Source organism: Dietzia sp. E1 (assembly GCF_014145015.1).
Taxonomy (GTDB): domain Bacteria; phylum Actinomycetota; class Actinomycetes; order Mycobacteriales; family Mycobacteriaceae; genus Dietzia; species Dietzia cinnamea_A.
Window position 1 is genome coordinate 1 of record NZ_JAALDU010000345.1, and the last position, 6,600, is coordinate 6,600.

The 6,600-nt window shown below is 61.2% G+C and carries 4 protein-coding genes; 2 read left to right on the forward strand and 2 right to left on the reverse strand.

Going from position 1 to position 6,600, the window contains the following annotated elements; genetic code table 11:
• Nucleotides 1-317 precede the first annotated feature (317 nt).
• A complete protein-coding gene (locus G6030_RS11515) occupies nt 318-743 on the reverse strand; it encodes a DUF302 domain-containing protein (RefSeq protein ID WP_182643213.1) in 426 nt (141 codons plus the stop codon).
• Between the two features lie 222 nt (nt 744-965).
• Nucleotides 966-2,597, reverse strand: coding sequence for a cytochrome c oxidase subunit I (gene ctaD, locus G6030_RS11520; RefSeq protein WP_241724318.1), 1,632 nt, complete (start codon nt 2,595-2,597; stop codon nt 966-968).
• Nucleotides 2,598-3,394: 797 nt separating this feature from the next.
• Here ctaD and G6030_RS11525 point away from each other — a divergent pair.
• Both G6030_RS11525 and G6030_RS11535 read left to right on the forward strand, forming a co-directional pair.
• A complete protein-coding gene (locus G6030_RS11525) occupies nt 3,395-3,964 on the forward strand; it encodes a DUF2243 domain-containing protein (RefSeq protein ID WP_182643215.1) in 570 nt (189 codons plus the stop codon).
• A gap of 1,105 nt (nt 3,965-5,069) precedes the next feature.
• Nucleotides 5,070-5,564: a hypothetical protein gene (locus G6030_RS11535; protein WP_182643217.1), complete on the forward strand. Its 495-nt coding sequence runs from the start codon at nt 5,070-5,072 to the stop codon at nt 5,562-5,564.
• The last annotated feature ends 1,036 nt before the right edge of the window (nt 5,565-6,600 follow it).

Below are 6,600 nucleotides of genomic sequence, written 5' to 3' on the forward strand. Positions count from 1 at the left end.
GCAGCATCCCCGCTACGCACTCCGGATCCGGAAGAGCCAGATTGGCATGGCCGCTAGCAGGGAACCTTGGCCACGCAGATGGGTGCGCGCGTCGACAACGCACTCGAATTACTCGGGATCGTTGCTCTCGTGCTCTCACTGGTCTTCCTCTGGCGCTCAGCAAGCTATCGCCGGCACCTGAGTCCCCGCAGCCAAGAAACCCGGAGTTAGGGGTATCTCAGTGCAGTGGAGTCGTGTCTCACGGTGAGCGGGGAATGGACGCCTCACCATTGGTGAGACGTCCATTCCGGGGGAGTGGGGGTCGGGGCCGGCCGGCATCAGCTGTGTGCGGGACCGGCTTCGCTGATCGCCGACAGGGCCGCGCGCAACCGTTCGTCGGCGTCGTCGGCAATTTCACGTACCTGGGGGCTGCCGCTGAGCTGGACCATGGTCTGCGGGTCGATGGCCTCCACGGTGGTCTGCTCATCGCCGTTGCCTCGACGAACCACGACGTTGCAGGGCAGCAGGACACCGAGCTGCGGCTCGGCGGCCAGGGCCTTGCTGGCCAGACCGGGGTTGCAGGCTCCCAGGATCACGTAGTCGCCTACGGCCTCGGCGGCCTCCTGGCCCAGCTTGGTGTCGAAGGTCGCCTTGACGTCGATCTCGGTCAGGATGCCGAAGCCCTGATCGGCCAGGGAGGCTCGGGTACGCTCCAAGGCCTGCTCGTAGGACATAGGGACACTGAGGGTGCGGGTGTAAGTCATGGACGGCTCCTTCGATGGTTCGTCGACGGAGGTAGGACCTCCACGTCCCAGGCTGTCAGACCCGGCGGGAATCAGGCCAGGGAGAGAAACAGCTTCTCGAATTCTCCTTGTTCAGCGTTTCCTCGGGGTTGGTCAGGCACTGCTCGAGGCCGCTGACGAGCGTCATCTATTTCCACTGGGGTGCAGGAAAAGCCAGGTGCTTGCTACAGCGCGATTGGAGGGTCAAGGGGTGTTGGGGGAGGTTCCGCGCTGCGCAACGTCCTTGACCGCATCCGGGTCCTGGGACTTTCGGCGGCCGCCGACGTGGGCCTCCGCCCGCATCCGCTCGCTCATGTGCGGGTAGTGCAGTTCGAACGCTGGTCGTTCGGAGCGGATCCGCGGCAGGCTTGCAAAGTTGTGGCGGGGCGGCGGGCAAGAGGTGGCCCACTCGAGGGAGTTGCCGAAGCCCCACGGGTCATCGACGGTGACGATTGGGCCATAGCGCCAACTCCTGATGACGTTCCAGATGAACGGCAGCATCGCAATGCCGAGAATGAACGAGCCGACGGTGGATACCTGGTTGAGGACCGTGAAGTTGTCCGACTCCAAGTAGTCGGCGTACCGGCGGGGCATGCCCTGGTTGCCCAGCCAGTGCTGCACCAGGAATGTGGTGTGGAAGCCGATGAACATCAGCCAGAAGTGCCATTTGCCCAGCGTTTCGTCGAGCATCCGGCCCGTCATCTTCGGGAACCAGAAATAGATTCCTGCAAACGTGGCGAACACGATGGTGCCGAAGAGTGTGTAGTGGAAGTGGGCGACGATGAAGTAGGTGTCGTGGAGGTGGAAGTCGATCGGCGCCGAGGCCATCATCACGCCGGTCAGACCACCGAACAGGAAGGTGACGATGAAGCCGAGCGCGAAAAGCATCGGGGTCTCGAAGGTCATCTTGCCGTGCCACATGGTGCCGATCCAGTTGAAGAACTTCACACCGGTAGGCACGGCGATCAGGTACGACGTGAAGGTGAAGAATGGCAGCAGCACCGCGCCCGTGGCGAACATGTGGTGCGCCCATACCGCCATGGATAGCGCCGCAATGGCCAGGGTGGCGAAGATCAAGCCTGCGTATCCGAACAGTGGCTTGCGCGAGAATACCGGAAAGATCTCGGAGACGATGCCGAAAAACGGTAGCGCGACGATATAGACCTCGGGGTGGCCGAAGAACCAGAACAGGTGTTGCCACAGGATCGCCCCGCCGTTGCCCGAGGAGAAGATGCGCCCACCGAACTGGCGGTCGTAGAACACTCCGAGGATGGCGGCGGTGAGCAGCGGAAACGCGAGCAGAATAATCACTGAGGTGATGAGCAGGTTCCACGTGAAGATTGGCATTCGGAAGGCGGTCATCCCAGGCGCACGCAGGCAAATGATGGTGGTGATGAAGTTGACCGCGCCCAGAATGGTGCCGATCCCGCCGATACTCACGCCTAGCATCCATAGTTCTGCGCCAACCTGTGGCGAGTACTCCTGACTCGATAACGGCGCGTACATCGTCCAGCCGAACGCTGCGGCTCCACCGGGGGTAAGAAACCCCGAGATTGCGATGAGGCCGCCAGCTGTGAACAACCAGTAGCCGAGGGCGTTCAGGCGCGGAAAAGCCACGTCAGGAGCGCCGATCTGCAAAGGCATGATGTAGTTGCCCAACCCGACCACGATCGGGGTGGCGTAGAACAGCAGCATGATCGTGCCATGCATGGTGAATAATTGATTATATTGCTCGTTGGATAGGAACTGCATGCCAGGAAAGAACAGTTCCGCTCGAACGAGCAGGGCCATGAGTCCGCCGATGAAAAAGAAGGCGAAGCAGGTGATGATGTACATCACGCCGATTTTCTTGTGATCGGTGGTGGTGAACAGCTCCCACGCGGAGATCTTGAACGGCCGTGTCACTGCGGGGGCCTCCGCGGCGGCGAGCCTCTGCTGCGCCGGCGGTTCGATCGTCTGAGACATCTCACTCCTTAGCGCGCACAGTTGGCTATACAAACCAAGAGCGGGCCAGGCGGCGGGGGTGCCACCTGTGCGGCCACAGTAAACGAGGCCTCGAGTATCGTCTACCGTGAATCGCTCGCTGATCGATGTGCGATGCATTTGAATGTGCCTGACCCGTAGAGATCAGGGCGTGCGGATCTGACCTGCGTTGGCCTCCCTAGGTTCAGAGTTGAACGTGGTTGGAAGACTGCTGAACAACGTGGGCCTCCTGACGAGGGCCGCGGCGTTGCCGGTTCGGCGGCGGGCCGTTTGCTGAGCAGTTTCCTGCGCGCCGGGGTCCCCCATCGGTTACGGATGAGACCACTACTTCCGCGTGAAGTATCGGCGGCACGGATTGGCGGCCAGCGACTGGCTGCGGCGACTCTGCGAGGCTGGTGTAAGAGACACCGCCGCGAGCGTGCGACCAAGACGAAGGCGCCCCGGGCGGCGGAGTCGGTGGTGCTAGCTGGCGAGGTCGACTGCTGGGACACGACGACCCGAGATCGTCCCGGATCAGTCGGGTCGACCAGCAATAGGTGCGACTCAGGCCCGAACTGGCGCGCTCCGGTTGCGCCATGAACGGGCCAAGTTAAGACTCGCAGTCAGTGTGGGAGCATTGCAGACTTGCAGGTAAGGGAAGCATTGGCGACATGGCAACTAACCGAACCGCTCGGGAGAAGAAGACACGCACCGCGCGCGGCAGCTGGCGTATCGAGGGGGTGCAGACTTCATTCTGGTCTGGGGTGCTGCTCGCGGCAGCGGTATTCACCATCATTGACGAAACTATCTTGCACTTGCTGTTGCACTGGCACCATTTCTACGATCGGGGTAGTCCGGGACTCGCATTGACGAGCGACGGCATATTTCAATCTATCGGAATCATTTCCTTGGCAGCCGGTGCGTACCTCATCGCAGATCTTCGTCGTCGATATGTGTGGCGCCCGATCTGGATGGCAACAGGATTATCGTTTGGGCTCGGCATCATTGGTCTAGTCGATGAGATATTGGTGCACAAAATCCTCAAATGGCACCAGATCCATTACGGCCCCGAGGTATGGAAGTATGACATCGGCGCAGGGCTGTGCATCGCTGTTGCGTTGCTTACAGGTGTGGTGCTTTTGCGCATCGCGCGTCGTGGCGGGCAAGACCTGCGGGTAGGCAAATCGCAAGCTACGGTTGATCCTGCCAGTCCTGATCCGGAAGGCAGTGCTGGTGAATGACAGTCGACAGCCTCACCATGGAGGACACGAGGGTGCTGCCGCCGTCGCGGGTTTCTCGTGGGGATGGTTATTCGTCGGCTTGATCGTAGTTGTCGGCCTGACCTTCTACGCATGGGGAGTGGTGCGTACTCAACACCGTCTGCAACGGAAGTGGAGTACGCGGCGTTCGCTGAGCTGGATCGTCGGTGTGGGTTTAGTGGCTGCGGCCTTCTGTCCCCCCCTGCAGCAATTCGCTCATCAACACCCCAGTGGGCATATGGTGCAACACCTCCTGCTGGGAATGTACGCACCGGTGTTTCTTGTGCTAGCCGCGCCGATATCTCTGCTATTGGCGTCGGTCTCTCCGCGCTTCGGCCAGTATATCGGCCGATTCCTGCACAACTCGGTGCTGCGCGTTGTGTCTCACCCTATTTCTGCTGCCTTGTTGAACGTGGGAGGACTATATGTACTTTACATGACACCACTATATTACTTCACAATGCAATCCCCCGCTGCGCACGCGTTGGTGCAACTGCATTTTCTGCTCGCCGGCTATATTTTCGCATGGTCAATCGCAGGACCAGATCCAGCGCCCCGTAGGCCAGGCATGGCAATGCGACTAAGCGTCCTTATGGTAGCTATTGCGGCACATGGATATTTGGCCAAGCTGCTCTACGCGTCCGCTGGCGATCTACCTCCAGGCACCTCCACTCCAATCCCGCAACTAGAACAGGCCGCGCAGTGGATGTACTACGGAGGTGAACCCGCCGAGCTCTTGCTGGCAGCAGCGTTGTTCTCTTGGCATTATCGACGCCGTATCGTCGTTGCCGGTCGCGGTCTTAGGACTGGGCCCCACTTCGCTCTACGTGAGCTTTCGCGCCCGCACGATCCTACTGTTGCTGGTCATCCCCGCTCACTCGGCATCCGATAGGTGACTATATGGACACCCGCCGACTGGCGCGTATCCGGCCAGAGTACGTATTGGCGCGCAACTGATGTTCTACGGAGGCGAGGTCATCAAACCTCCGCGAGCGAGCCCTCAACGCGGGCTACCGTCCCGCAATCCTTCTCGTAGTTATCCCTTCCCACAGGCCCGCATATCCACAGCACCGAAGGAGTGAGCAGTATGACCCAGAACCGAGCAGTCCATGTTGCCCGAGCGGCCGGAACCGGAGCGGTTGCCGGCTTGGTTGGGGCCGGCTTGATGGTCATCGGCGAAAAAGCCGAACAGGCGATCACGGGCAGGCCGAACTCGTACGTCCCGGCGCGCGCCCTGCTCACGCTCCTAGGCCAAAAACCTGGCGACGACGACCGCCCGGACGGGTGGAACCACCTCATGCATTTCACTACAGGCGCGGTACTGGGTGCCATCCGCGGCGTGTGGGCGGCCACCGGGATCCGAGGAGTTCATGCGACCGTGTGGCACACCGCCATCCGGCTGGGATTTGACCAAACCATGGAGAACGCCACCGGAGTCGGAGCGCCGCCGTCGACCTGGCCCGCGAGTGAGCAGGCCGTGGACATCCTTCACAAAGCCGTCTTCGCCGCCATCACCGGCGCGGTCGCCGAACGGCTGCTACCGCCCACCCTGCAGTCACAGCGTGGACGCACCAGCCACTGACCCGGCTCGGGTGATCGTTCAGCGGGTTCATTCCGCGGTCGAGTAGTCGAGATTTGGCAATCGGGAAGTGACCGCGGTTCTTGCTGACCTTGCACAGCTTCTCCAGGCACGGGTCAGTGCAGCCGGAAGCCGGACGGGCCACTTATCCGACGCTATCCCGGTGTGCCGTTGCTGTGGAACTGGCCGTGGTCTTGTGGTCACGCGCAGCAGTGCCCGGGGCAAGGAACGCTAGCAAGACTGCGGCGGCGGCGGTGAGGATTACCAACGTAAGTGTGGCCTGACTGCTGCCGTTTGATGAACTGGTTTCTCGTGGATGTAGCCATGGTCACCGGCGATGGCTCGGGTTACTTGCACTACCTCGCCCCAGTGTTGGGCCAGTTCAGAGGGCATCCACAGGTCCCCGGTGTCGATCTGTCGTTTCGGGGCTCCGTGCATTGTGAGGCAGCTGACGACGAGGGCGTCAATGGGCTTGGTCCACGTCCGTCCTGCATAGGCGTACAACTGGCGGGCAACGTGGTCGGCGACCAACTCGACTGATCGGGGGGGTGTGCGTGACCTCGGGTGCCCGTTCCACGATGGTGACCCGGAACAAGAACTCCCCAGCGCAAGGCACCCCACAGCAATTCCGACAGCACCCATCGTGGGAAATGAACGTCGACGGCTCATGGCGTGACGCTCCTGGCCAGGTGCGGGGCAACGAACGTGGCAGAACCGAAAACGGGAAATAGTGACGTTCTGACCCCATAGGAAGGGTGACGTGCCCGAATTGAGGTGCGCCCGTTGCCATCTGCGACCATCACCGAGATCTGCGGACGGATGATCGACTACATCCGAAACTCGATGACGGGCTCGCCGCGGCCAAGACAACCGCCCCGGCGTTTCCTCGACGGTGCATCAATCGGGGAGAACCTGGAAGGCCATTTGGCAACAAACGGAAGGCGCCGAGCGCTAGCTTTACATGCCGAGCGCTAGCTTTACATAAGGTCTGGTTATCGGTGCCTGGACCGTTCCCGCTCTGGTGGACACCCGGAGATGA

What these genes read in the sequence shown, in the direction of transcription:
- G6030_RS11515 (WP_182643213.1), bottom strand. Translation starts at nt 743, where the DNA reads ATGACTTACACCCGCACCCTCAGTGTCCCTATGTCCTACGAGCAGGCC.
- G6030_RS11535 (WP_182643217.1), top strand. Translation starts at nt 5,070, where the DNA reads ATGACCCAGAACCGAGCAGTCCATGTTGCCCGAGCGGCCGGAACCGGA.
- G6030_RS11525 (WP_182643215.1), top strand. Translation starts at nt 3,395, where the DNA reads ATGGCAACTAACCGAACCGCTCGGGAGAAGAAGACACGCACCGCGCGC.
- ctaD (WP_241724318.1), bottom strand. Translation starts at nt 2,597, where the DNA reads ATGTACATCATCACCTGCTTCGCCTTCTTTTTCATCGGCGGACTCATG.